Origin of the sequence: Novosphingobium acidiphilum DSM 19966, assembly GCF_000429005.1 — a bacterium.
GTDB lineage: Bacteria > Pseudomonadota > Alphaproteobacteria > Sphingomonadales > Sphingomonadaceae > Novosphingobium > Novosphingobium acidiphilum.
Map to the genome: position 1 here is coordinate 185,223 of NZ_AUBA01000001.1, position 22,283 is coordinate 207,505.

Genomic DNA, 22,283 nt, shown 5'->3' on the forward strand with positions numbered 1-22,283 from the left:
ATCATCTTGACCGCATGACCGAACCGCAGACACCATCCGTACCGCCGCTCAAAGTGGCGATCATTCCCGTCACCCCCTTGCAACAGAATTGCACGCTGGTGTGGTGCACCAAAACCATGCGCGGCGCGTTTATCGATGCCGGCGGCGATCTGGCGCTGTTGCGACAGGCCATCGCCAAGACCGGGGTGACGATTGAAAAGCTGCTGGTGACCCACGGCCATATCGACCATTGCGGCAGCACCGGCATCTTTGCCCGCGAACTGGGTGTGCCGATCGAAGGCCCGGAAGAGGCGGACCGGTTCTGGATCGCGCGGCTGAACGACGATGGCCGCAAATACGGCATCGATGGAGAAGTGTTCGAACCCACCCGATGGCTGCACGATGGCGATACCGTCACGATCGGCGATTGTGTGCTCGACGTGGTGCATTGCCCGGGGCACACGCCGGGGCACGTGGTGTTTTTCCACGCCCCGTCGCGCTTTGCCATCGTGGGAGATGTGCTGTTCCAGGGTTCGATCGGGCGGACCGATTTCCCGCTGGGCAATCATCAGCAATTGCTCGATTCGATCACCCAGAAGCTGTGGCCGCTCGGCAACGATGTGACCTTTGTGCCCGGCCATGGTCCGGTCAGTACCTTTGGCCAGGAACGCCAGACCAATTCCTACGTCAGCGATTATATCCTGTCGTAAAAATCCCCCCCCGTTTTGCGGGGGAGGGGACTTGATCACATGTCGATCGCGATGGTGGCCGCCCAGATGGCCAGCCCCAGCAGGCTGAGCATGGTCACCATCGTGCCGATCATCCGGCCGATGCGCAGCGGGCCGCCGTCCATGCCCACGCCATGCGCGACGCGCGCGACGACAAAGGCCCCGGCAACCCCGGCCAGCCACAGGTTGCCCGGCCGCGCAGCCTCGATCAGCGCGATCAGGATCAGCACGATCGGCGCGTTTTCGATGAAATTGGCCTGCGCGCGCATGCGCCGGATCAGGTCTTCGTCACCGCCGTCGCCGACGCTGATCTTCTTGGCGCTGCGTACCGCGCCGATGCGGATCGACAACCATACGTTGAGTGCGGCGGCGGCTGCGGCCGATGCCAGGCTGATGGGCAGATACATCCTCTTGCGTGCTCCCGTAATCGCCGGGCTGTTTCCCGGCTTCATGCGGTGGCTAGCCCAGCGTGGCTTGCAAATCATCCGAAATTGCGTATAGGCCCCCCTTCGCCCGCGATCGGCACGGTCTATCGGCGCTTCCTGTGACCAGACATGGTTCATGCAATGTGTTGCATGCGATCGGTCATCGGGGGGTTGTCTGGTGGTCCGTTTGTGCCTATCGCGCCCGTGACATAGACTTTAGTTGATCAGGAACAGGTGCCGAGATGGCCGTCCCCAAGCGAAAAACCTCGCCGTCGCGTCGCGGCATGCGTCGTAGCCACGATGCGCTGACGCCCCATGCATTCCACGAATGCTCGAATTGCGGCGAATTGAAGCGTCCGCACTGCTTGTGCAACGCGTGTGGCCACTACAACGGTCGCGAAGTGATCGCGGTCGGCAGCTGAGACAGGCTTTGCGTTCCGGGCCGATTGTCGGTCCGGCGCGCAGGACTGGCTTGCCACACCACTGAAGATCGGCGCGGTTCGCCCGCGCACCGGCATCCGAATCGGCCCCGCGGGGCAGACGGCCGGACAAAACAAGCACGCAAGAGGAGACCGTCACACCATGAGCTTGCCGCGTATCGCCGTTGACGCGATGGGCGGTGACGAAGGTGTGTCTGTCATGGTTGCAGGCGCTGCACGGGCTGCGGCGCGCAATCCCAATCTCACCTTCCTGATGGTCGGCGATGAAACCCGCGTCGCCCAGGCGATTGCGGGCCATTCGGGCCTGGCCGAACGCTGCATCGTGCGCCATGCCGCCGATGTGGTGTCGGGCGATGAAAAGCCGACCCAGGCGCTGCGCCGCGCGCGCACCACGTCGATGGGGCTGGCAATCGATGCGGTCAAACAGGGCGAGGCGGGTGCTGCGGTCAGCGCGGGCAATACCGGCGCGCTGATGGCCATGGCCAAGCTGGCATTGCGCACATTGCCCGGGATCGATCGGCCCGCGCTGGCCGCATTGGTGCCGACATTGGGCAAACATGATCTGGTCATGCTTGACCTGGGTGCCAACACCTCGTGCGATGCGCGCAATCTGGTGCAATTTGCGATCATGGGCGCGGCGTATGCGCGGATCGTCAATGGCCTGCCCAGTCCGCGCGTGCGCCTGCTCAATATCGGCAGCGAAGACAACAAGGGCACCGACGATCTGCGCGATGCCGCCGCGCAGCTGAAAGAGGTCGATGGCGCGCTGGCGTTCACCTTTGATGGCTTCATCGAGGCCGACAAGCTGAACCGCGGCGATGTCGACGTGGTCGTAACAGACGGATTTTCTGGCAATATCGCGCTGAAAGCGATGGAAGGTGCGGCGCGCTTTGTCGGCGATCTGCTGCAGCGCAGTTTCCGCAGTTCGCTGCGGTCAAAATTCGGTTTCCTGATTTCGCGCCCGGCCACCAACCTGTTGCGCAGCCACCTTGATCCCAACAACCACAACGGCGCGCTGTTTGTCGGACTGAACGGTATCGTCGTCAAAAGCCACGGCAGCGCTTCGCCGCTGGGCGTGGCGCACGCGATCGAGATCACTGCGCGCCTGCTGGAGGAAAATCTGACCACGCGGATTGCCGCCGACCTTGTCAATGTCGGCACCGACACGATCAGCCACCCGGTGCGCAGCACCCCGCGCAGCGCCGACAGCGTTGCGCCGGAGCAGAACGCATGACCACGACCGTGCGCCGCTCGGTGCTGCGTGGCAGCGGTTCGGCCTTGCCCGAACGCTGCGTCACCAACGCCGAAATGACCACGATGGTCGATACCACCGACGAATGGATCGTCGAACGCACCGGCATTCGCGCGCGCCATATCGCGGGCGAGGGCGAAACCACCGGTTCGCTGGCAACACTGGCCGCGCGCCGCGCGCTTGATGCGGCAGGTATCGATGCGTCATCGATCGATTGCATCATTCTGGCCACCGCGACGCCCGATCAGACCTTTCCGGCCACTGCGACGATTGTGCAGAACAATCTGGGCTGCCGCGGGGGGATCGCGTTCGATGTGGCGGCGGTCTGTTCGGGATTTCTGTACGCGCTGACCACCGCCGATGCGCTGCTGCGTGGCGGCAATGCGCGGCGTGCGCTGGTGATCGGTGCGGAAACCTTCAGCCGCATTCTCGATTGGGACGATCGCACCACCTGCGTCCTGTTTGGCGATGGCGCCGGCGCGGTCGTGCTCGAAGCGGTGGACGTCGATCCTGCCGATCCGGCTGCACCGGGTATCATCGCCAGCCGGTTGCACGCCGACGGCGCCTATAACGAGCTGCTGTATGTCGACGGCGGTCCGTCGACCACGCAGACCGTGGGCAAGCTGCGCATGAAGGGCCGCGAAGTGTTCCGCCATGCGGTGGTCAACCTGGCCAGCGTGCTGGAAGAGGTGCTGGCCGAGGCCGGACTGACCTCGGCCCAGATCGACTGGGTGGTGCCGCATCAGGCCAATCTGCGCATTCTGGACGCGACCGCGCGCAAGCTGTCGTTGCCTCCGGAAAAGGTGGTTGTGACAGTCGATCACCATGCCAACACCAGCGCCGCCTCGGTGCCGCTGGCCTATGACGAGGCGGTGCGCGACGGGCGAATCAAGCCCGGTGACCTGGTCATGTTCGAAGCGATGGGCGGCGGCTTTACGTGGGGTGCCGCGCTCGCGCGCGTCTGAAAACGGATCAAAACCCCGCCAAACCTTGTCCGAATCGCTTCGTAACGCGCCGCTAACGCATTGCGTCGCCCTGAAAACCCGTTATCTTGGGCAATGGGTAATGGGAAATTGTTGCAACTGGGGGAATAACGGATGCGCTCTGTTGGCACTTTGACGCGGGCCGATCTCGCGGAAAGCATCAATCGTCGCGTCGGCCTGTCGCGCGCGGAATCATTGACTATGGTGGAATCCATACTCGATCATCTGTGCGACGCGTTGGCCGAGGGCGAAAATGTCAAGATTTCGGGTTTCGGCACGTTTCTGTTGCGCGACAAGGCCGAACGTATCGGTCGCAATCCCAAAACCGGGGTCGAAGTGCCGATCACGCCGCGCCGCGTCCTGACCTTTCGCGCCAGCCAGATGCTGAAGGACCGCATTTGCGCAGGCGATTGAGCCCTTTGCGATGAGTGTTGCCGTGCCCGTTGGCCAGCGTACATCCCGGTCATCGAATGCTGCCCCAGCCAGGTCTGCGCCAAAGCGGCAGTCACGCAAGGGTCCTGCGGCGGCGGCACCCGACGATCTGTTTTGCGACGGCAAGGAAGCGGGAGCGCTGCGCACCATTGGCGAAGTGGCGCGAGCGCTGGGTCTGCGCCAGCATGTGCTGCGTTACTGGGAAGAGCAGTTTGCGATGCTGCGCCCGCTGACCCGCGCGGGCGGGCGGCGCTATTACCGACCCGAAGACATTGCCCTGCTGATCGATATCGACCGCCTGTTGCACCGCGAAGGCTATACCATCCGCGGGGCGCTGCAGGCGTTGACCAAGCCGGCCACACGCCGCAAGGCTGCCGGCGGCGACGCGCCTGAGGTTGATAGCCAAAGCAGCGAAGCGCAGGCCGGCAATCCGGATTTTGGCCCGGCGCCCGAGGCGGCGCTGGTGCTGGCGCTTGGCGTGCTGCGCCAGCATCTGGAATCGATCCGCGACCGTCTGGCGCGTGAACTGGTGCAGGCCTAGCGCGTTCTTCCGGCCATCCCGGCCAGCTTGGCGCGAGGCGCGACCTAATCGAGCAATTCGGGCCCCAGCGCGGGATCGAGATCCCGTGGGCGGGTCAGCACCGACAACCGCGCGCAGCCGTGATCGATATCGGCCCAGCGATCGATCGCGCATTCCAGCACGGCAAAGGTTGCGGTCGGGAATTTCTGTTCCACCGCAGCGCGCAACGGGCTGCTGCCATCTTCGGGCACCAGGTCGAAGATCAGGTCTTCCAGGCCCGGATTGTGCCCGACCATCAGCACGCTGGCCGGATCGCCGTCGATTTCGCGCAACAGATCGATCAGCGTGGCTGAACTCGCAAGATATACCCGCCGGTCCCAGTCGATCGGAAACGAACGGCCCCAGGCCTTGCTCGCGATTTCGATGGTCTGCGCCACGCGCACCGCGGGCGAGGCGATGATCCGGTCAAACCGCCAGCACCCTTCGCGCACATGCCGTCCCATGGCGATCGCACCGCGTTTTCCGCGTGCGTTGATCGGCCGGTCGAAATCGCGCGCGCGCGCATCCGACCAGTCGGATTTGGCGTGGCGAAACAGGGCAAGTGTCTTCACGCGGGGGTTCCGGAAATTGTCGGCGCGATCGCGGCGGCAGGTCCACAAACACTGCTGGCGATGCTTTGTAAAGCGACATCGAGGGTGACCCGGCGCACCGGCGTTCCCGCCGGAAAGGCCGCGATCAGGCGCGATGGAAACGCCGCCGACAGCACCACGAAACAGCCCCGATCCTGCCCCGAACGGATCAGCCGGCCAAACGCCTGCGCCAGCCGCGCGCGGATGATCGCGTCATCGTGCGCCTGGCCGCCGCCGGCCAGGCGCCGCGCGCGGTGCAGGATCGACGGCTTGGGCCAGGGCACCTGTTCCATCACCACCAGCCGCAGCGATTCGCCTGGCACATCGACCCCGTCGCGCAAGGCATCGGTGCCGATCAGCGAGGCGCGGCGGTCATCGCGAAAGATATCGACCAGCGTGCCGGTGTCGATCGGATCGACATGCTGTGCATAAAGCGGCAGCCCGGTGCGCGCGAGCCGGTCGACGATCCGGCCATGGACCGCGCGCATCCGCCGGATCGCGGTGAACAATCCCAGCGCGCCGCCGCCCGACGCCTCGATCAGTTGGGCATAGGCCGCAGCCAGCGCGCCGATATCGCCGCGCGGCACGTCGGTTACGATCAGCACTTGCGCCTGGGTTGCGTAATCGAACGGGCTGTCGACTGCAAACAGGCGTGGATTGACACCCAGGTAACCCACCCCGCTGCGCGCAATCGCCGATTCCCAATCGGGCTGCGCGCCGGCGTCGGTGCTGCGCCGGTCGCACAGTGTCGCACTGGTCATCAGTACGCCGTGCGCCGGGGCAAGCACGGTTGCGGCAAATGGCTTCATCGGGTCAAGATAACGGCGGTGCAGGCCCACATCCCATTCGCGCCCTTCAGAGCGTTCCACCGCCAGCCAGTCGACAAAATCGGGGTCGGCCGTCCCGCCCAGACGCGCCAGCAGCGCAATCCATCCCGACAGCAGATCGCTGCGCCACTGGATCGACCCGCGCGCACCTTCGATCCGCGCGCGGGCTGCGCCGTCCAGCCAATCGGGCGGATCGGTCAGGATCGCTTCGAGCCGCGCGCCCAGCTTGACCAGCGGCTGGCGCAGCGCTTCGAGTGCATCCTCTGCCTGTCCGGCCACGGTGATATAGGCGCCGTCAAGACCGGCCGCCTCGGTTTCAAGGCCATAGCCCGCTTCCTGACCGCCGCTTTCGTCGCGGGCGTGGACCATTGCGCGGGTCGCGGCCAGCAAGGCTTCGACCGGGCCCCACGGCGCGCCTTCGCCGATACGCGCCAGCCAGCCATCGCCGGGCAGGGCCTCGGCCGCTTCGCGCGCGCGGGTGATGGCGCGCGCGCCTTCCTCGTCATAGCTTGCCACATCGGCCAGCCGCGCGGCCAGCCCGCGGCGGCGCCCGCGCACTTTGCCCTCGGGCCCGATGACCCAGCGGCGCAATTCGATGGTTTCCGCCCCGGTCAGCGCAGCGGCAAAGGTCGCATCGGCGGCATCGAACACATGGTGGCCTTCATCGAGCACGATGCGCGTGGGCTGGCTGCCGGTTTCGCGGCCGCGTGCGGCGTTGATCATCACCAGCGCGTGGTTGGCGATCACCAGATCGGCCTCGGCCGAGGCGCGGGTGGCGCGTTCGATGAAGCATTTGCGATAATGCGGGCAGGCGGCATAAATGCATTCACCGCGCTGGTCGGTCAGCGCGGTGATCCCGCGGCGGCGAAACAGCGTGCCCAGCCAGCCGGGAAGATCGCCACCGACCATATCGCCGTCCTGGCTATAGCTTGCCCAGCGCGCGATCAGCTGTGCAAGGATCGCCGGGCGGCCCTGAAATCCCCCTTGCAGCGCGTCTTCAAGATTGAGCAGGCAAAGATAGTTTTCGCGGCCCTTGCGCACGACCACGGTCTGGCGCTGGCCTTGCGCGCGGTCGGCAAAGGCGCGCCGGCTTTCGCGGCGCAACTGGCGTTGCAGCGCCTTGGTATACGTCGAAACCCAGACCGTACCGCCGGTCAGCGTGCTCCACAGGCTGGCCGGCGCGAGATAGCCCAGTGTCTTGCCGGTGCCGGTGCCCGCCTGTGCCAGCACCACATGCGGCACCCGCGCGGCCCCGCGCGGGGCAAAGGCATGGCCCGCCTCGCGCGCAAATTCGCGCTGGGCGGGGCGCACTTCGGCATCGGCCCCGGCAATCGAGGCAAGCCGTGTGGCAATGGCATCGTCGTCCAGCACCACTTGCGCAGGCTGGGGCCGGGGTGCGGCCTCTTCCCATTCGGGCAGGCGCGCAAACAGCCAGCGTTCGCCACGTTCGGGGCGCTGGATCGATTGGCCAAGCAGCGCGGCCCAGGGCCAGTGCAGCCGCGCCAGCGTTTGCAACTGGGTCCAGGCGCCTTCGCGCATTTGCCAGTCGGCACGCGCGGTTTCGGCAATCAGCGCCGCAGCCGCCAGCCGCAAAAACGACGGCACCGCGGCATCGCCTGCCGGCTCGTTCAGATCGAGCGCATGGGCCAGGCCCCGCGGGGTCGGCACCATGAACCGCGCCGGAAACACAAAGGCAAACAGTTCCAGCAGATCAAGCCCCAACAGATCGGGATAGCCCAACCGGCTGGCCACCAGCGGCGCGCCGAGCACAATCAGCGGAGTGTCGGCCGCCGCGACGATCGCTTCGCCCTTGCTGATCTCGCGCGCGCCGTTGCCGCGGCCATCGTCGATCCAGCATCCGCCATGGCTGGCATGCAGTGCCGGCAGGGTCAGCGGCAAGAGCGCGGGGGCGGGCGAATCCATGCGCCTCGTGTGGCGGTCGCGAACAAGAATGTAAACGCAACCGTGCCACGGTTCCGGTATTCGCGGCCGAGGCGGCTTAATTCTGCGCGCACGCTGCCGTTCTACGCTATCGGGAACCATCCGGACCGGGTGGCACAGCCCTTGCTCACCCGGTCCGGATGGTCCCGCCCATAGTGGAGAATGGGATCATGACCGTAATCAACACCAACATTGCGGCCACGCAGGCCGCCAATGCCTCGAATTCAGCCTCGATGATGACCGCGCAGTCGATGCAGCGGCTGTCGACGGGGCTGCGCATCAACAGCGCAGCCGACGATGCCGCCGGCCTTGCCATCAGCAACACCATGACATCGCAGATCGATGGCATGCAGCAGGCGGTCAGCAATGCCAATGACGGCATTTCGCTGGCCCAGACCGCGGGCGGCGCGCTGACCGAAGTGACCAACATGCTGCAACGCATCCGCGAACTGGCGGTGCAGTCGTTGTCGGGCACCTATCAGGCGTCGGACCGCACATCGATGCAGTCCGAAGTGTCGAACCTGACCCAGCAGATTTCGGGAATTTTGACGACGTCTGCCTTCAACGGGGTGAATGTCTTTGCCATCACATCGGGCGCGCCTGCATCGGATGGGTCGCAGAATGTGACCACGACGATCCAGACGGGTGCGAACAACGGCGAAAATGTCGTGATTCAAAGCCCTGCATTCAACGGATCGGAACTGTTCGGCACCAATGGCGGCGTGGGGCAGACCAGTTTCAACGGCGCCAGCGGCACGGTGCAGGCGATGGATGTGTCAAGCCAGGCAACGTCGGCGACGACGATCACCAATGTCGATGCAATCGTTACCGAAGTGAACGCGACTCAGGCGGCGCTGGGGGCCGCACAGAATCGTCTGTCGTCGGCAGTCAACAATCTGAACACCAATGTCACCAATCTGTCCTCGGCACGCAGCCGCATCCAGGACACCGATTATTCGGCCGAAACGACCAAACTGGCAAAATCCCAGATCCTGTCGCAGGCCTCGACCGCGATGATTGCGCAGGCCAATCAAAGCCAGCAGAACGTGCTGTCGTTGCTGAAGGGTGGTTGAACCGGGCGGTTGGTCCTTCTCCAGCTTGCGGCGGGGTCATGCACGGCATGGCCCCGTTTGCGGTGTTTACGTTGGCGTCTGCTGCGCATAGAGGCAGGCCATGGGAAACATTGCTGCTGCTGTCGAAAAAACCTGGCTTACTGCCGATCGTCTGCTCGAAGATTCGTTTCGGCTGGGCAACGCGATTGTCGATTCCGGGTTCCGCCCGACGCATATCGTCGGGATCTGGCGCGGCGGGGCGCCGGTCGGCATCGCGGTCCAGGAATTGCTTGAATATCGCGGGGTGGAAACCGATCACATTGCCATCCGCACCAAATCCTATTCGGGCATCGACCGGCAGAACGCCGAAGTGCAGGTCTATTCGCTGGGTTATCTGATCGACACGCTGTCGCCCGAACACCGGCTGGTGATCGTGGACGATGTGTTCGATTCGGGCCGTTCGGTGGCGGCGATCTTGCGCGAGCTGCAAACGCGGTGTCGCTACAACACTCCGCGCGAAATCCGCATCGCCACGGTCTACTGGAAACCCGGCCGCAACCAGACCGAACTGCGCCCCGATTACTATGTCCACGAAACCGACGAATGGCTGGTCTTCCCCCACGAAATCTGCGGCCTGACCGAGGCCGAAATCCTGGCGCACAAACCGCAGGCAAGCCTGATCCTGCGCGATTGATTGCAGGGCGCGATCAGACGGGTGTGCTTGCTATCCAAGGGGCGATTTGCCATCATCACGATAACGACAATCAATCGAGATGGTGATGGCGTCGGATATCGTACAGGACGATGATCAAAAGCCGAACCCCAACGCCGATTATCTGGCTGATCTGGCGCCATTTGCGTCGCTGCACACACTTGCTGCACGGATCGTGGCGATATGGCCCGAACATCATGCTTACCTTGCCGCTCGATTTCATGACTTTGACACTGCGTTCGAAGCCCGCATGGACGAAGTCGCGCGTTTGGCACTGATCGACATCGGCGGCCGGCTTGACCTGTATGTTTCCGATTACCGCTGGATGTGCGAAGCCTTCATTGCTGAAGAGTTCCATTTTCGCCGCAACAGGACCTACCGGCTCAAGACTTTCGCCGAGGCCGAGCGCGAGGTCTATGCTCGTCCCGAAGTGATGGAGCGTTATGTGCGCGGCATCCTGATTTCGCAGCTGGTATGGGAACCGCATGCGCGGGCGTTTGATATGTTTCGCAATGCCTTTCTGGGTGCGGCGCAAGCAGGCAGTGATTACCTTGAAATCGGGCCCGGGCATGGCCTGTTTGTTTATTTCGCTGCGCATTGCCGCGCGATTGCGTCGATCGAGGCGTGGGACGTTTCGCAATCGAGCATCGCTGAAACTCGTAACGCACTTGCACGGCTTGGCGTGACGCGCGATGTGCGGATCGAACTGTGCGACGTGGTGCAGGCGCCACCGCGCCACGAGGCGTTTGATCTGGCGGTCATCAGTGAAGTGCTGGAACATCTCGAACAGCCCGATCTGGCGCTGCGCAGTTTGCATGCGGCGCTGCGGCCGGGCGGTCGCATCTTTGTCAATGCACCCGTCAACAGCCCCGCGCCCGATCACATTTATCTGTGGCAATCGCCCGACGAATTTGTATCGTTTTTCGAACAGCAGGGTTTCGATGTGGAATATGCCCGCTTCTTTCCTGTCACGGGGGCGTCCTTGGGCACTGCGCTGCGTAAACGCCTGAGTATTTCGTGTGTGCTGCTTGGCCGTAAACGCGACGCTGATTTGACGGAGATCTGAATGCCGGTGCAATCTGTCCTGGAAACGATCACGCAAATCGTCCGCGAAGAGCTTGAGGACGACGCGATTGTTCTGACCCCGCAAACGCGCGCGCGCGATGTGCCTGGCTGGGACAGTCTGGCGCATGTGCGCATCGTCGTTGCGATCGAGGACGCCTTCGACACCGAATTTGAAACAAGCGCGGTAACCGGACTGCGCAACGTCGGTGATCTGGTTGATCTGGTCGACGCTGCGATCGGATAACCGGAACAGGGGGATCCACACATGACGATGGATCTCCTGGCAATGCCATGGCTGCCTGCGCCCGGAGAGGATTGGCGATCCCGGGCAAAGCAGGTGGACACCAGCAACAAGCCCGGCGCGGCGGCGCGGGAACTGGCGGGACATGCGCTGGATGCCGCGCATTCGCGCCTGCTGTCACGCCGGATTGCGCGTGCCATGCAATCCGGCAGGCCCCTCGACCCTTTGACCCGGTTGCGCCTGGCGGTGTTGAGTTCTGCAACTTTCGATTTCATTGCGGATGCGCTGCCTGCGGCAGGCGCACGTCACGGGCTGGCGATCGATCTGCATATTGCCCCGGCCGATACGATCGAGGCCTGTGCGTTCGATCCTGGCTCTGATACTTATGCCCATTGCCCCGATGCCGTGCTGGTGCTGGTCGATCACCGTTGGCTTGGGCTGGCATCCCCACGGCTTGGATTGTCTCCTGCGGCGGGTGTGGACGCGGCGGTAGCGCGCTTGCGCGGTGTAATCGGTGCCTTGCAGCGGGGGCAAATCAACCTGATAGTCGTGCCAACCGTTGCCATTCCGCCATTGGGGCTGTTCGGCAGTTTCGATGCCTGCCAGGCTGGATCGGTGCGCGCACAGATACTTGCGTTCAATGCGCGGATGGTCGAACTTGCCCGCGATGTCGGTGCGGTCGTGCTCGACGTGGCAGCGCTGTCTGAACAGGTCGGCACCGCGCGCTGGTTCCATGCACCTTCATACAACTTGTACAAGCTGCCGTTCCTGCCCGCAGCGGTGCCTTTGTTTGCAGATTGGGTTGCCCGGCTTTTGAGTGCAGCACAAGGCAAGGCGCGCAAATGCCTGGTGCTCGATCTTGACAATACCTGCTGGGGTGGGGTGATCGGCGATGACGGGATCGAGGGCATCCGCATCGGCCCGGGCAGCGCCGAGGGGGAAAGTTTTGCCGCTGTCCAGCAGGCAGCGCTTGACCTGAAAGCGCGCGGCGTGATCCTGGCGGTGTCGTCGAAAAACGACGATGCCACTGCGCGGGCACCCTTTCGCGATCATCCCGACATGCTGCTGCGCGAGACAGATATCGCCGTGTTTCAAGCCAATTGGGATGACAAGCCTGCCAATTTGCGTGCGATTGCCGATGCGCTGGCGATCGGCCTGGATGCGCTGGTGCTGCTCGATGACAATGCGGCCGAACGCGCGCAGGTGCGCAGCATGCTGCCGATGGTGGCGGTGCCGGAATTGCCAAACGACGCAGCCTATTATCCGACACTGCTCCTTGCGGCGGGTTATTTCGAGGCGGTCGGCTTTTCGGACGAGGACAGTCTGCGAAGCGCAAGCTATCACGCCAATGCGCAGCGCGTCGCGATTGGTGCTGCAACCGGCGATACCGGCGAATTTCTGGCCGCGCTGGGCATGATTATCGGCCATGCCCGGTTCGATCCGATCGGCCGGCCCCGCATCGCGCAACTGGTCAACAAATCGAACCAATTCAATCTGACCACGCGTCGCTATTCCGAAGGCGCGATTGCCGCGATCGAGGCAGAACCCGCAACCTATACGCAGCAGACACGATTGTCCGACCAGTTCGGCAATTTTGGCGTGATCGGCGTAATCATCGCACGGCTCGATACAGCGGGCGACTGGATGATCGACACCTGGCTGATGAGCTGTCGCGTGCTGGGCCGCCGCGTAGAAAACGCGATGCTGGCAGAACTTGTGCGGCAGGCGCGTGCGCGCGGCATAGCCCGGATACATGCGCAATATTTGCCCACAGCCAAGAACGGAATGGTGCGCGATCACTATGACAAGCTGGGTTTTGCGCGGACGGCCCAGGATCAAGATGGTGCGCAGTCGTATGTGCTGAACGTGATCGAATACAACGTGTCCGATCTGCCGTTTCACCATCAGCCCGGGGCGGATGTGCAGGCATGAACTTTGTCGATCCGGCCTTTTTCCTGCTGTTTCTGCCGATCGCATTGCTGATCTTTTATGCCGCCGGCCGGTTGGGCGGCGGGCAGCTTGCAGCGATGGCCTATGGCTTGGCCTCGGTCGTGTTCTGCGTGCCGTTCGGCTGGCGCTTTGTGGCAGTGACGCTGGGCAGCATGCTGATCAATGGCGTGATCTGCGGCGCACTGGTGTCCGACCGGCCCGGTCCGTCGCAGCGCCGCTGGTTGTTGCGGCTGGGGGTCACGTCCAATCTGTTGATGCTCGGCCTGTTCAAATACATTCCGGCATTCACGACCATTCGGCCGATCGGCGCGGTTGCCCCGATCCTGCTGGCATGGGTCCCGATCACGATCAGTTTCATGACGTTTCAGCGGCTGGTTCTGCTGGTCGATTGTTACCGCCGCGATCCGCCGGCGGTGGCCATGATACGAAAGGGGCGCGGTGGCGCGGTGTGGTTTGTTGCCTTTACAATGGGCTTTGCCAACCTGTTGATCGGGCCGATCGCTTTTGCCAGAGAAATCGCACCGCAACTGTTGTCGCGGCGGTTTGGCAGGGTCCGCCTGATCGACATCGAGGTCGGTCTGACGCTGCTGACGATCGGCCTGTTCAAAAAACTGGTGATTGCAGACACGCTGGGCACTGACATGGTTGATCCGGTGTTCAAGGCCATTGCCAGCCATCATGCGGTGCTGGGGATCGATGCCTGCGTGGCGATCCCGGCCTATTACGCACAGCTCTATTTCGACTTTTCGGGCTATTCGGACATGGCGCTGGGCGTGGCACGCATGTTCGGCCTGCGTCTGCCGTTCAATTTCAATTCGCCGTTGCGCGCCACCGGCATCGCCGATTTCTATCGCCGCTGGCACATCACGCTGACCCGAATCGTTGCCCGGTTCCTGTTTCAGGCATTATCGCTGCGGGGCGCGCGGCTGGCGCGGCGGCGCAAGTGGAAAGGCGTGCGGCGCAGCCTGTTCGAGCTCTGGCTGCCACTGACGATCAACTTTCTGGTGATCGGTCTGTGGCATGGTGCGGCGTGGACGTTCGCGCTGTTTGGGCTTGTTCATGGCACTTGGTACACCATCGAAACCGAGGTGCGCAGCTGGCCGTCTTTCCGTAATTGGAGCCGCCGTTCGAGCGATCGTCTGCGCACCGCGCTTGGCCAGATGGTGACGCTGATACCGCTGGCATTGACGTTTGCCCTGTTTCGCAGCGGCACATTGGGCGATTACCGCCGCCTGCTGATGGCCGCGTGGCACCGGCTGCCTGTGTCCGCGGCCCCGCCGAACACCCAAGTGGTTCATTCCGGGCAATGGGCCGAACTGGCAGCGGCGTTTGCAATAATCTGGCTGCTGCCCAATGCGATGGAATTGTTGTCGCGCTATCGCCCCGGAATTGTCACATTCGCCGTGCCGTCGCACACGCCACGCTGGCTGGCCTTGCGCTGGCGGCCCAATTGGCTGTGGGGCGTGTTTGTTGCTCTCTTGATGGTGTGCGTGCTCAGGATGTGCGGCTATTCCACGCCGTTTGTCTATGGTGGATTTTGATATGGGGGTGATCGCCTCCTTGCGCCGTATGCTTTATGGCGCGCCAGCCCAGGGGCCGGGGCATTGGCGGTGGACGCGCCGCCTGTTTCTGCCGTTTGCGCTGGCACCGTTCATCGCCGGGCTCGGCGGTCTGATCCTGATCGATTATATCGTTGATCCCTATGCAATCCATCCCTGGGGGCTGACCCCGCGACTGGCCGATGATCATCAGTATCCCGATGCGGAATGGCCGCTGTTGCTCAAGGCGGCAACGCGGCAGGACCATCGGCTGGTGCTGATCGGTGCATCCACTCTGGCCGGGGCGTCGTCGCAGGACATGGCCGACGCGTTCGGCGCCGATACCCGCCCGGTCAATCTGGCCTATCCGTTGGCGCATCCTGGCGATACCCGGTTGGTGGTCGACGAGGTCGCAAAAATGCCGCACCTTGAACGCGTGCTGTTTGTCATGGACCTTTCGCTGATGGTCGATCTGAACGAACGCGGCGAGCCGGCAAGACGGCGCGAACGGGTGTTTTCAAGCGACTGGGCGCATGCCGGTGATTTTCGTTGGGATACGCTGGTGGGATCGTGGCATCGCCTGGTTGATGGCGTGTATGACAGGCCCAAATGGAAATCGCTGCAGCAGCCACAATTTTTGACTGCCTATCCGCCGATGACGCAGCGTCCCGCCATGATGGCGCTGCTGCACCAGACCGTTTCTCGCAACCGCGATCACGTGCTGGGGCACGGTTTTGACATAAATTGCCGCGAGTATCCGTTTCTGGATGCGGTGCTGATTCCCGCGCTCGCGAAATTCCGGGCGCGCGGTGTGGCGGTTGATCTGGTGTTCCCGCCGTACCCCTATGGCTATTATTATCACTTGATCGCAAAGCAGCGATCCGAACGTTTGACTGATCGATCGACTTATCCCGGCCTTATGGAATTCAAGCGTTGCGTGGTCGATATTGCCGATCGTTTCGGACCCGCCGTTACGGTGCACGCGATGGACAACGATCAGACTATCGCGGGCCAAATCGACAATTATTTCGATTTTGCACATCTTGCCCGTCCCCAGGCCTATCGCGCGGTAATCGAGCATGTCGCGCGCCGCGACAGCGTGCTGACGCGCAGCAATTTCGATGCGTTCGATCGTCAATTGCGTGCACATATCCTTTCGTATCGGATGTAGTGCATCCAGCCTTGCCAAACCGGGCATAATCGCGAAAGGGCTGGGGTTATGACCGATACCATCCAGACCGTGCCCGCCGTGACCGATGATGCGATCCATGCGGCCGCCCAAGTGTCAAAATCATGGCCGTTTGACGAGGCGCGCAAGCTGGTCAAACGCTTTTCCGGCGGCAAGCGCGGGGCCGACGGCGCGCTGGTGCCGGTGTTGTTCGAAACCGGCTATGGCCCGTCGGGCCTGCCGCATATCGGCACCTTTCAGGAAGTGTTGCGCACCACGCTGGTGCGCCGCGCCTACGAGACGCTGACCGGGGGGCATCCCACCCGGCTGGTGGCGTTTTCCGACGACATGGACGGGTTGCGCAAAGTGCCTGACAATGTGCCCAACAAAGCGGTGCTGTCGGCCAATCTGGGCAAGCCGTTGTCGCGCATTCCCGATCCGTTTGGCACGCATGACAGCTTTGCCGCGCACAACAATGCGCGGCTGTGCGAATTTCTCGATCGGTTCGATTTCGATTACGAATTTGTCTCGAGCGCCGATCGCTACAATTCGGGCGCGTTCGATGCGGCCCTCATCAATGTGCTGCGCCATTACGAGGCGATCCAAGCGATCATGCTGCCGACCTTGCGTGAAGAACGCCGCCTGACCTATTCACCGGTGCTGCCGGTTTCGCCCGCCACCGGTGTCGTGCTGCAAGTGCCGATCGAGGTGGTCGACGCCGATCGCGGGATCGTGCGGTTCACCGACAGCGACGGTGCTGTGGTGGAACACAGCATCCTGGGCGGGCAGGCCAAGTTGCAATGGAAAGTCGACTGGGCCATGCGCTGGGTTGCGCTGGGCGTCGATTACGAGATGTTCGGCAAGGATCTGACCGACAGCGGCACGCAGTCGGGCCGCATTGCGCAAGTGCTGGGCGGGCGCCGGCCCGAAGGCCTGATCTACGAACTGTTCCTTGACGAAAAGGGCGAAAAGATCTCGAAGTCGAAGGGCAACGGCCTGACGATCGAGCAATGGCTGGATTACGGCAGCGAGGAATCGCTTGGCTTGTACCTGTTCCGCGAACCCAAGAGCGCCAAGTCGCTGCATGTCGGGATTATCCCGCGCGCGGTCGACGAATACTGGCAGTTTCGCGAAAAGCTGGCGACGCAGCCGGTGGAACAGCAACTGGGCAATCCGGTGTGGCACCTGCTGCGCACCAATGGCTACCACGGCGGTGCGGGCGACACGCTGCCGGTGACATATGGCCTGCTGCTGAATCTGGTGGGCGTGCTGGGTGCGGGCGCCAGCCGCGATCAGGTGTGGTCGTATCTGCGCAACTATGTCGCCAATGCCGATCCGGCCGCGCATCCTGCGCTTGACGGCCTGGTCACTCGGGCGCTGGCCTATAACCGCGATCTGATCGCACCGACCTTGCAGCGCCGTGCGCCCGCGCCCAACGAGGCGGCGGCCTTGGCGGCACTTGACGCGGCACTGGCGCAGATGTCCGCCGACGACGGGGCCGAGGCCTTCCAGACCGTGGTTTATGAAGTGGGCAAGGATACCGCGTTCGGTTTTGAATCGCTGCGCGACTGGTTCAAGGCGCTGTACGAAACGCTGCTGGGATCATCGCAGGGTCCGCGCATGGGCAGCTTCATCGCGCTTTATGGCCTGGCCAACACCCGCGCGCTGATTGCCGAAGCGTTGGCGTCGGTCTGATCCGCGATCCACTGGTGGATCTTGGCCTCCAGCACCGACAGCGGCAATGCGCCGCTGTTGAGCACCTGGTCGTGGAATGCGCGGATGTCGAATTGCGGGCCCAGCGCCGCGCGCGCTTCGTCGCGCAGCCGCAGGATGGTCATCGCGCCCACTTTGTAGGCCAGGGCCTGGCCCGGATTGGCGATATAGCGGTCAACTTCGGCGGCGGCGTCGATCCTGCCTATGCCTGAATTGTCGAGCATATAGGCAATCGCCTGATCGCGGGTCCATCCACGCGTGTGCAGCCCGGTGTCGACCACCAGCCGCATTGCGCGCAGCATTTCATCGTCCAGCGTGCCCCAGTGCTGCATCGGTTCGCGGTACAGCCCCATGTCATAGCCCAGCGTTTCGGCATACAGCGCCCAGCCTTCGACATAGGCCGCGTTGCCGCCAAAGCGCTGGAAATCGGGCAGCGCTTCATTTTCCTGCGCCAGGCTGATCTGGAAATGGTGCCCGGGGGCCCCCTCGTGCAGGTACAAGGTGGTCAGCCCGGTCATGAAGCGGTGCTGCCAGTCGAAGGTGTTGTACCAGAAGATCCCCGGCCGGGTGCCGTCGGGCATGCCCTCGCTATAGCTGCCGCCCGCCTCGAACCTGTCGCGGTAGGCAGGATAGGGCTGGATCGTCAGCGGGGTCTTGGGCACGTGCAGGAAATAGTGCGGCGCCAGCCGCGCCACCTTTTCGCCGACCGCGCGAAAACCCCGGCCCAGATCTTCGGCGCGTGACGGATGGAAACGCGGATCGGTGCGGATCACCTCAAAGAACGTGTGCAGGGGCACGGCAAAGCCCAGTTCGGTTTCGACCGCTGCCATGTCCTGCTTGATGCGCGCCACTTCGCCAAGGCCGGTCTGGTGCACCGCCTCGGGGTCGAGATCGAGCGTGGTCTGCTGGTGCACCAGCAGGTGATACAGCGCGGTGCCGCCGGGAATGGCCGACAGGCCGACCGAATCGCGCGCTGCAGGCAGGTATTCGTGCGCCAGAAAGGCGCGCAGCCTGGCATAGGCCGGATAGACCTTGTCGGTGGTTGCCGCCAGAAACGCGCGTTCCATCCGGTGTCGCGCAGCAGGCGTCGCCTTGCGCGGCAGGTGGCGCAACGGTGCCATGAACAACGATCGGGCTGGCGGCTGGGCCAGGATCGCGTCAATCTGGGCGATCATGTCGGTTACTGTCAGGCGCGGCTCGGTCACCCCGCTGGCCATGCCCTCGCGAAACCGGTTGATCGCATTGTCGAACATCACCGGCAAAGTGCGTTCCAGTTCCAGCCGCGCCTCGATATCGGCCATCGTGCGCAGCGACCCGCCTTCGCTGGTGGCGGCCATTTCGGGAAATTCGACCGGAAAACCCATGAAATGGTTGAACGGCTGCACACCAAGCAAGGCCTGCGCGGCGGGGGCCAGCATGGCGCGCTGACCGTACAGGGTCTGGCGGAACACGTCGTAGGACAGGCGGTGCGCGGTATCCAGCGCCCCCCGGTCGATCCGTGCCAGCTGGATCAACGAATGCTCGGTTGCATCGCGCTGTCGTACGATCAGCGCCGGCGTGAATGCCAAGACCAGCATTTCGTGCGGCACCGCCTCGCCCCGCGCGAGCGCACCCACCGGATCGAGCGCCTGCTGCGCACGGCTGTCTTCGGCAAACAGGCGGTCAAGGCGTTCGGCCACCGGGCCGGCTTCACTGCCCGTTGCGGGCGGAGCGGCCACCGTCTGGCCATGCGTCGACGCGGGCGTGGCCACACGCGCCGCGGCGGGCGGGATATCGAGTTTGGCCACCGCCACGACCGGCATGGGCGCCGCCAGGTGCGCCAGCGGCGCAGGCTCGGCGCAAGCCGACAGCATCATGGCGGGGATAACGCCAAAAAGCGCGCGTCCCATCGTCAGCACCATGGGCGTGCCCGGTACCATTTGGTCAAAACGTATTTCACCCCGCCGATGACCGGGGTGCCGGCATGGAGCGTACGCGGATTGGGCCGGCCATCGGGCAACATGTTGTTCCAGATCAGCAGCACACCGGCCTTGGGCGGGATCGACAGGCCGATTTTGGGAAAATCGGTCGCGCCGCCGTCCTCGACCGGATTGAGATAGCCCATGGCTGTCCAGCTGCGTTGTCCGCCGCGATTGCGCTCCAGGTCCCAATAGGCGTGCTTGGCCACAAAATAGTCGAAATGGTGCTTGAACTGCTGCCCCTGGGTATACCGCTGGCCCTGCAACGTCTCGCCAAGCGCGTGCTCCATTCCCAGCAGCGCATCGATCCGGTGTTCAAGCTGGCGAATGAACGGATCATCGCGGTCGACATCGCCGGTATAACTGGTGCGGCCACCGTCGCTGTTGTCGTTGTAGGTGGGTGACGGGCGGGCGACGGCATCGATGATCGCGATCAGGCGTTCGCAATCGCGCGCCGACAGAAAATCGTTAACGGCGTACAATTCAACATCATCCACCGGCAGGCGATAGGCGGCCGGATCTGCATCCAGACGCGCGCGTACGGCATCGCCAATACGCGACAGCTCGGCGCGGTCGGGATCGCTGCGTGAAGACCTGAATGAAAAAACCATGTCTACCCAAGTTCATGGCGGATGCCATTGCGAACGGCAAGGGGGGCGGCGGCGCTGTGGCAAGCGATGTCCGCCATTGTACAAAAATGGTCCGATTAGTCCATTCTGGATAAATCTCATTGCAAAAAAACGAAAAATCTCGTGAAAACCTGGTTAATGCGGGTAACCCGGGAAGTATCCGGACCGAAGCGGGGCGCTTGATCGGTGGTAAGGTCGTCTTGGCCAATTGGCCAATGAGGCAGCACTATCATTCGATTTGATGTTTCTGTGCTTTGGGTAAGGCAATTGACCGCCCGTTTGACGGAGACGACAGACTTGGACGTCCGTGTTGAGAGTGAAAGTCGGTACTTGCGCCGGGCAAAATCGGTTTACAGTGCACGTCGTCGGCGCGATGCGGCGGCGGGTATCGGCGGCCTGTTTGGCGAGCCGGCGTGGGATATCCTGCTGGATGTCTATATTGCCCAGAAAAGCCGTCGCGAAATCCAGGTGTCGAGCGTGTGCATCGAAGCCGGAGTCCCGTCGACCACGATCCTGCGCTGGCTGACCCGGCTGGAGCTCGAAGGCCTGATTTATCGCGCGTCTGACAATGTTGACGGGCGCAGGCGCTATGTCCGGTTGACCGACGCAGGCACGGCGCTGATGACGCGCGTGCTCGACACGATCAACATCGGCGATTGATCCACGCCGCCTGGCCCCCGATCACCAGAACACGTTGGTGGCCACATCGACCACTTCACCGGTGTCGATATCGACCAGCAGGCAATCGTTGTAATAGCGGACCCAGCGATAGGTCCCCCAGGGCGGGGGCAGGTGATAGACCGCGGGATCGGTGATCCAGTATTGTTCGCGCCAGAATTCGGCCGCGAGCAAGGCACCGACCTCAAGCCGGGCATAGGCATAGTCACCACTGGGCGGATAATAGTACCCGATGCGAAACGTATCGCGGTGCAGCGCGCGCCAGCCCGCCCAATCGTACCGACGGTCCGATCGCCAGCCGGTGTTCCAGCCCGCTGCGCGCCCCGCCGGGGCGTAGCCGGATGCTCCGGTGCGCGGTGCGGGCCGGACCGCAGCATACCCCTGTACCTTGGCCGCCAGGTGATCAGCAGGGCGCGCGGCCTGTCCGGCCACGTGCGGTGGTGCCGCATGGGGCCCGGCCAGTATGCGGGGCCGGGCCGGTTCGCGCGCCGCTGCGGGCACCGTCGGCGGGTGTGGGGCGCCGGTCGATGGATGGCTGACTGCGGGGGTGGCATGACCGCCCTGGCGTGCGGCGCGATGGTCCGGTTCGTGGGCGATCGACGCGGCGGACGCGCTCAACAGTGCAAGGCATGCCATGCCCTGCGTGATGGTGCGGGTACGGTCGGGCTGCGCCATGGCCATTCTCCTGTCCGCAATACGTGGCGCTGTGTGTCGGGCACGGCGATTCGCATTGCGCCGCAAACAATGCCGTAACAAGCGTGCACAAATTCTGAAGGTTTGGGCTATGGCCCGCGTCAGCTTGGCCCGTGGGATAGTGCATGAATCCGATCGATCAATATCCGCAGCTTGACGCCCTGTTTGCCGATGCCATCGCGCGGCTGGACCACGCGGTGCGCGATCGCAATGCCGTCATGCACGCCCCGGTGGTGGTCACCGCCGACGGCGATGCGCGGATCATGGTGCTGCGCGCAGCGGATGCCGATCTGGCAGCCTTGCGCTTTCACACCGATGGGCGATCACCCAAAGTGGCGACGATTGCCGCCGATGCGCGCCTGACGGTGCTGGCCTACGACCCGGCGGCGCGTGTGCAATTGCGCATCGCGGGCACGGCCCGGGTGGAAAGCGCCGGCCCTGTGGCCGATGCGGCATGGGCCGCAGCCTCGCCGCTCAGCCGGCGGTGCTATCTGGCCGAGGCGGGCCCTGGCGCGGTGCTGGATACCGCAGGCTCTGCCCTGCCGCCGGATGTTCGCAACCATCGCCCCACCCTTGCGCAAAGCGAAGCGGGGCGGGGGCACTTTGCGGTGATCATGCTGCGCGCCGAACGGCTCGACTGGCTGCAACTGGGGCGCGATGGCGGCACGCGCGCTCAATTCGTGCGCGCCACAGATGGCTGGCAGGGGGCCTGGATCGCCCCCTGATTGCC

General features: G+C 63.6%; 22 protein-coding genes. 16 read left to right on the plus strand and 6 right to left on the minus strand.

Features of this window, described 5'->3' with window-relative positions:
• Window positions 1-14 precede the first annotated feature (14 nt).
• Window positions 15-689 carry an MBL fold metallo-hydrolase gene (locus tag G404_RS0100945; protein WP_028639416.1) on the plus strand — a complete coding sequence of 225 codons (675 nt, stop codon included), beginning with the start codon at window positions 15-17 and terminating at the stop codon, window positions 687-689.
• Window positions 690-724: 35 nt separating this feature from the next.
• On the opposite strand, the gene G404_RS0100950 is transcribed toward G404_RS0100945, so the two are convergent.
• Entirely contained in the window at window positions 725-1,114 is a 390-nt protein-coding gene (locus G404_RS0100950) for an MAPEG family protein (protein ID WP_028639417.1), read from the minus strand.
• Between the two features lie 260 nt (window positions 1,115-1,374).
• On the opposite strand from G404_RS0100950, the gene rpmF reads away from it, so the two are divergent.
• The 5 genes from rpmF (at window position 1,375) to G404_RS17640 (ending at window position 4,780) form a co-directional block, all read left to right on the plus strand.
• A complete protein-coding gene (rpmF, locus tag G404_RS19990) occupies window positions 1,375-1,554 on the plus strand; it encodes a 50S ribosomal protein L32 (RefSeq protein WP_084600913.1) in 180 nt (59 codons plus the stop codon).
• Window positions 1,555-1,714: 160 nt separating this feature from the next.
• Window positions 1,715-2,806, plus strand: coding sequence for a phosphate acyltransferase PlsX (gene plsX, locus G404_RS0100955; protein WP_028639418.1), 1,092 nt, complete (start codon window positions 1,715-1,717; stop codon window positions 2,804-2,806).
• The gene (locus tag G404_RS0100960; RefSeq protein WP_036519841.1) at window positions 2,803-3,789 is read left to right on the plus strand and encodes a beta-ketoacyl-ACP synthase III; all 987 of its coding nucleotides are present in this window, start codon (window positions 2,803-2,805) and stop codon (window positions 3,787-3,789) included. Before plsX ends, G404_RS0100960 begins: the two co-directional genes overlap by 4 nt.
• Window positions 3,790-3,921: 132 nt before the next feature.
• Window positions 3,922-4,221, plus strand: coding sequence for an integration host factor subunit alpha (locus G404_RS0100965; RefSeq protein WP_028639420.1), 300 nt, complete (start codon window positions 3,922-3,924; stop codon window positions 4,219-4,221).
• Window positions 4,222-4,231: 10 nt separating this feature from the next.
• Complete coding sequence (locus G404_RS17640; protein ID WP_084600915.1) at window positions 4,232-4,780, plus strand: MerR family transcriptional regulator; 549 nt, start codon at window positions 4,232-4,234, stop codon at window positions 4,778-4,780.
• A 44-nt stretch (window positions 4,781-4,824) separates the two neighbouring features.
• Here G404_RS17640 and G404_RS0100975 read toward each other — a convergent pair whose 3' ends face one another.
• Window positions 4,825-5,370, minus strand: coding sequence for a SixA phosphatase family protein (locus G404_RS0100975; protein WP_028639421.1), 546 nt, complete (start codon window positions 5,368-5,370; stop codon window positions 4,825-4,827).
• Window positions 5,367-8,138, minus strand: a complete 2,772-nt coding sequence (locus tag G404_RS0100980) for an ATP-dependent DNA helicase (protein WP_028639422.1) — start codon at window positions 8,136-8,138, stop codon at window positions 5,367-5,369. Before G404_RS0100980 ends, G404_RS0100975 begins: the two co-directional genes overlap by 4 nt.
• Window positions 8,139-8,326: 188 nt before the next feature.
• Between G404_RS0100980 and G404_RS0100985 the strand changes: the two genes are divergently transcribed.
• The 8 genes from G404_RS0100985 to G404_RS0101020 all read left to right on the plus strand — a co-directional run bounded on the left by G404_RS0100985 (window position 8,327) and on the right by G404_RS0101020 (window position 17,577).
• Window positions 8,327-9,229, plus strand: coding sequence for a flagellin N-terminal helical domain-containing protein (locus G404_RS0100985; RefSeq protein WP_028639423.1), 903 nt, complete (start codon window positions 8,327-8,329; stop codon window positions 9,227-9,229).
• Window positions 9,230-9,329: 100 nt separating this feature from the next.
• A complete protein-coding gene (locus G404_RS0100990; protein ID WP_028639424.1) occupies window positions 9,330-9,902 on the plus strand; it encodes a phosphoribosyltransferase in 573 nt (190 codons plus the stop codon).
• Between the two features lie 268 nt (window positions 9,903-10,170).
• On the plus strand, window positions 10,171-10,986 hold the full coding sequence (locus tag G404_RS0100995; protein ID WP_169719665.1) for a class I SAM-dependent methyltransferase: 816 nt from the start codon (window positions 10,171-10,173) through the stop codon (window positions 10,984-10,986).
• A 6-nt stretch (window positions 10,987-10,992) separates the two neighbouring features.
• Window positions 10,993-11,229: an acyl carrier protein gene (locus G404_RS0101000; protein WP_169719666.1), complete on the plus strand. Its 237-nt coding sequence runs from the start codon at window positions 10,993-10,995 to the stop codon at window positions 11,227-11,229.
• Between the two features lie 21 nt (window positions 11,230-11,250).
• A complete protein-coding gene (locus tag G404_RS17645) occupies window positions 11,251-13,158 on the plus strand; it encodes an HAD-IIIC family phosphatase (protein WP_084600916.1) in 1,908 nt (635 codons plus the stop codon).
• Window positions 13,155-14,717, plus strand: a complete 1,563-nt coding sequence (locus G404_RS0101010) for an MBOAT family O-acyltransferase (RefSeq protein ID WP_028639427.1) — start codon at window positions 13,155-13,157, stop codon at window positions 14,715-14,717. The genes G404_RS17645 and G404_RS0101010 overlap by 4 nt, the downstream gene beginning before the upstream one ends.
• 19 nt (window positions 14,718-14,736) lie before the next feature.
• A complete protein-coding gene (locus tag G404_RS0101015) occupies window positions 14,737-15,885 on the plus strand; it encodes a hypothetical protein (RefSeq protein ID WP_211230708.1) in 1,149 nt (382 codons plus the stop codon).
• Between the two features lie 48 nt (window positions 15,886-15,933).
• Entirely contained in the window at window positions 15,934-17,577 is a 1,644-nt protein-coding gene (locus G404_RS0101020) for a lysine--tRNA ligase (protein ID WP_036519844.1), read from the plus strand.
• Here G404_RS0101020 and G404_RS17650 read toward each other — a convergent pair.
• Window positions 17,523-19,484: a DUF885 domain-containing protein gene (locus G404_RS17650; protein WP_245584328.1), complete on the minus strand. Its 1,962-nt coding sequence runs from the start codon at window positions 19,482-19,484 to the stop codon at window positions 17,523-17,525. The genes G404_RS0101020 and G404_RS17650 overlap by 55 nt on opposite strands.
• Before the next feature lie 2 nt (window positions 19,485-19,486).
• Window positions 19,487-20,164, minus strand: a complete 678-nt coding sequence (locus G404_RS0101030; protein WP_028639430.1) for a 2OG-Fe(II) oxygenase — start codon at window positions 20,162-20,164, stop codon at window positions 19,487-19,489.
• A 348-nt stretch (window positions 20,165-20,512) separates the two neighbouring features.
• Between G404_RS0101030 and G404_RS0101035 the strand changes: the two genes are divergently transcribed.
• On the plus strand, window positions 20,513-20,842 hold the full coding sequence (locus tag G404_RS0101035; protein ID WP_245584329.1) for a helix-turn-helix domain-containing protein: 330 nt from the start codon (window positions 20,513-20,515) through the stop codon (window positions 20,840-20,842).
• Between the two features lie 21 nt (window positions 20,843-20,863).
• On the opposite strand, the gene G404_RS19995 is transcribed toward G404_RS0101035, so the two are convergent.
• Window positions 20,864-21,535, minus strand: coding sequence for an RcnB family protein (locus G404_RS19995; RefSeq protein ID WP_245584330.1), 672 nt, complete (start codon window positions 21,533-21,535; stop codon window positions 20,864-20,866).
• 143 nt (window positions 21,536-21,678) lie between these two features.
• Between G404_RS19995 and G404_RS0101045 the strand changes: the two genes are divergently transcribed.
• Entirely contained in the window at window positions 21,679-22,278 is a 600-nt protein-coding gene (locus G404_RS0101045; RefSeq protein WP_028639432.1) for a PNPOx family protein, read from the plus strand.
• Window positions 22,279-22,283 lie beyond the last annotated feature (5 nt).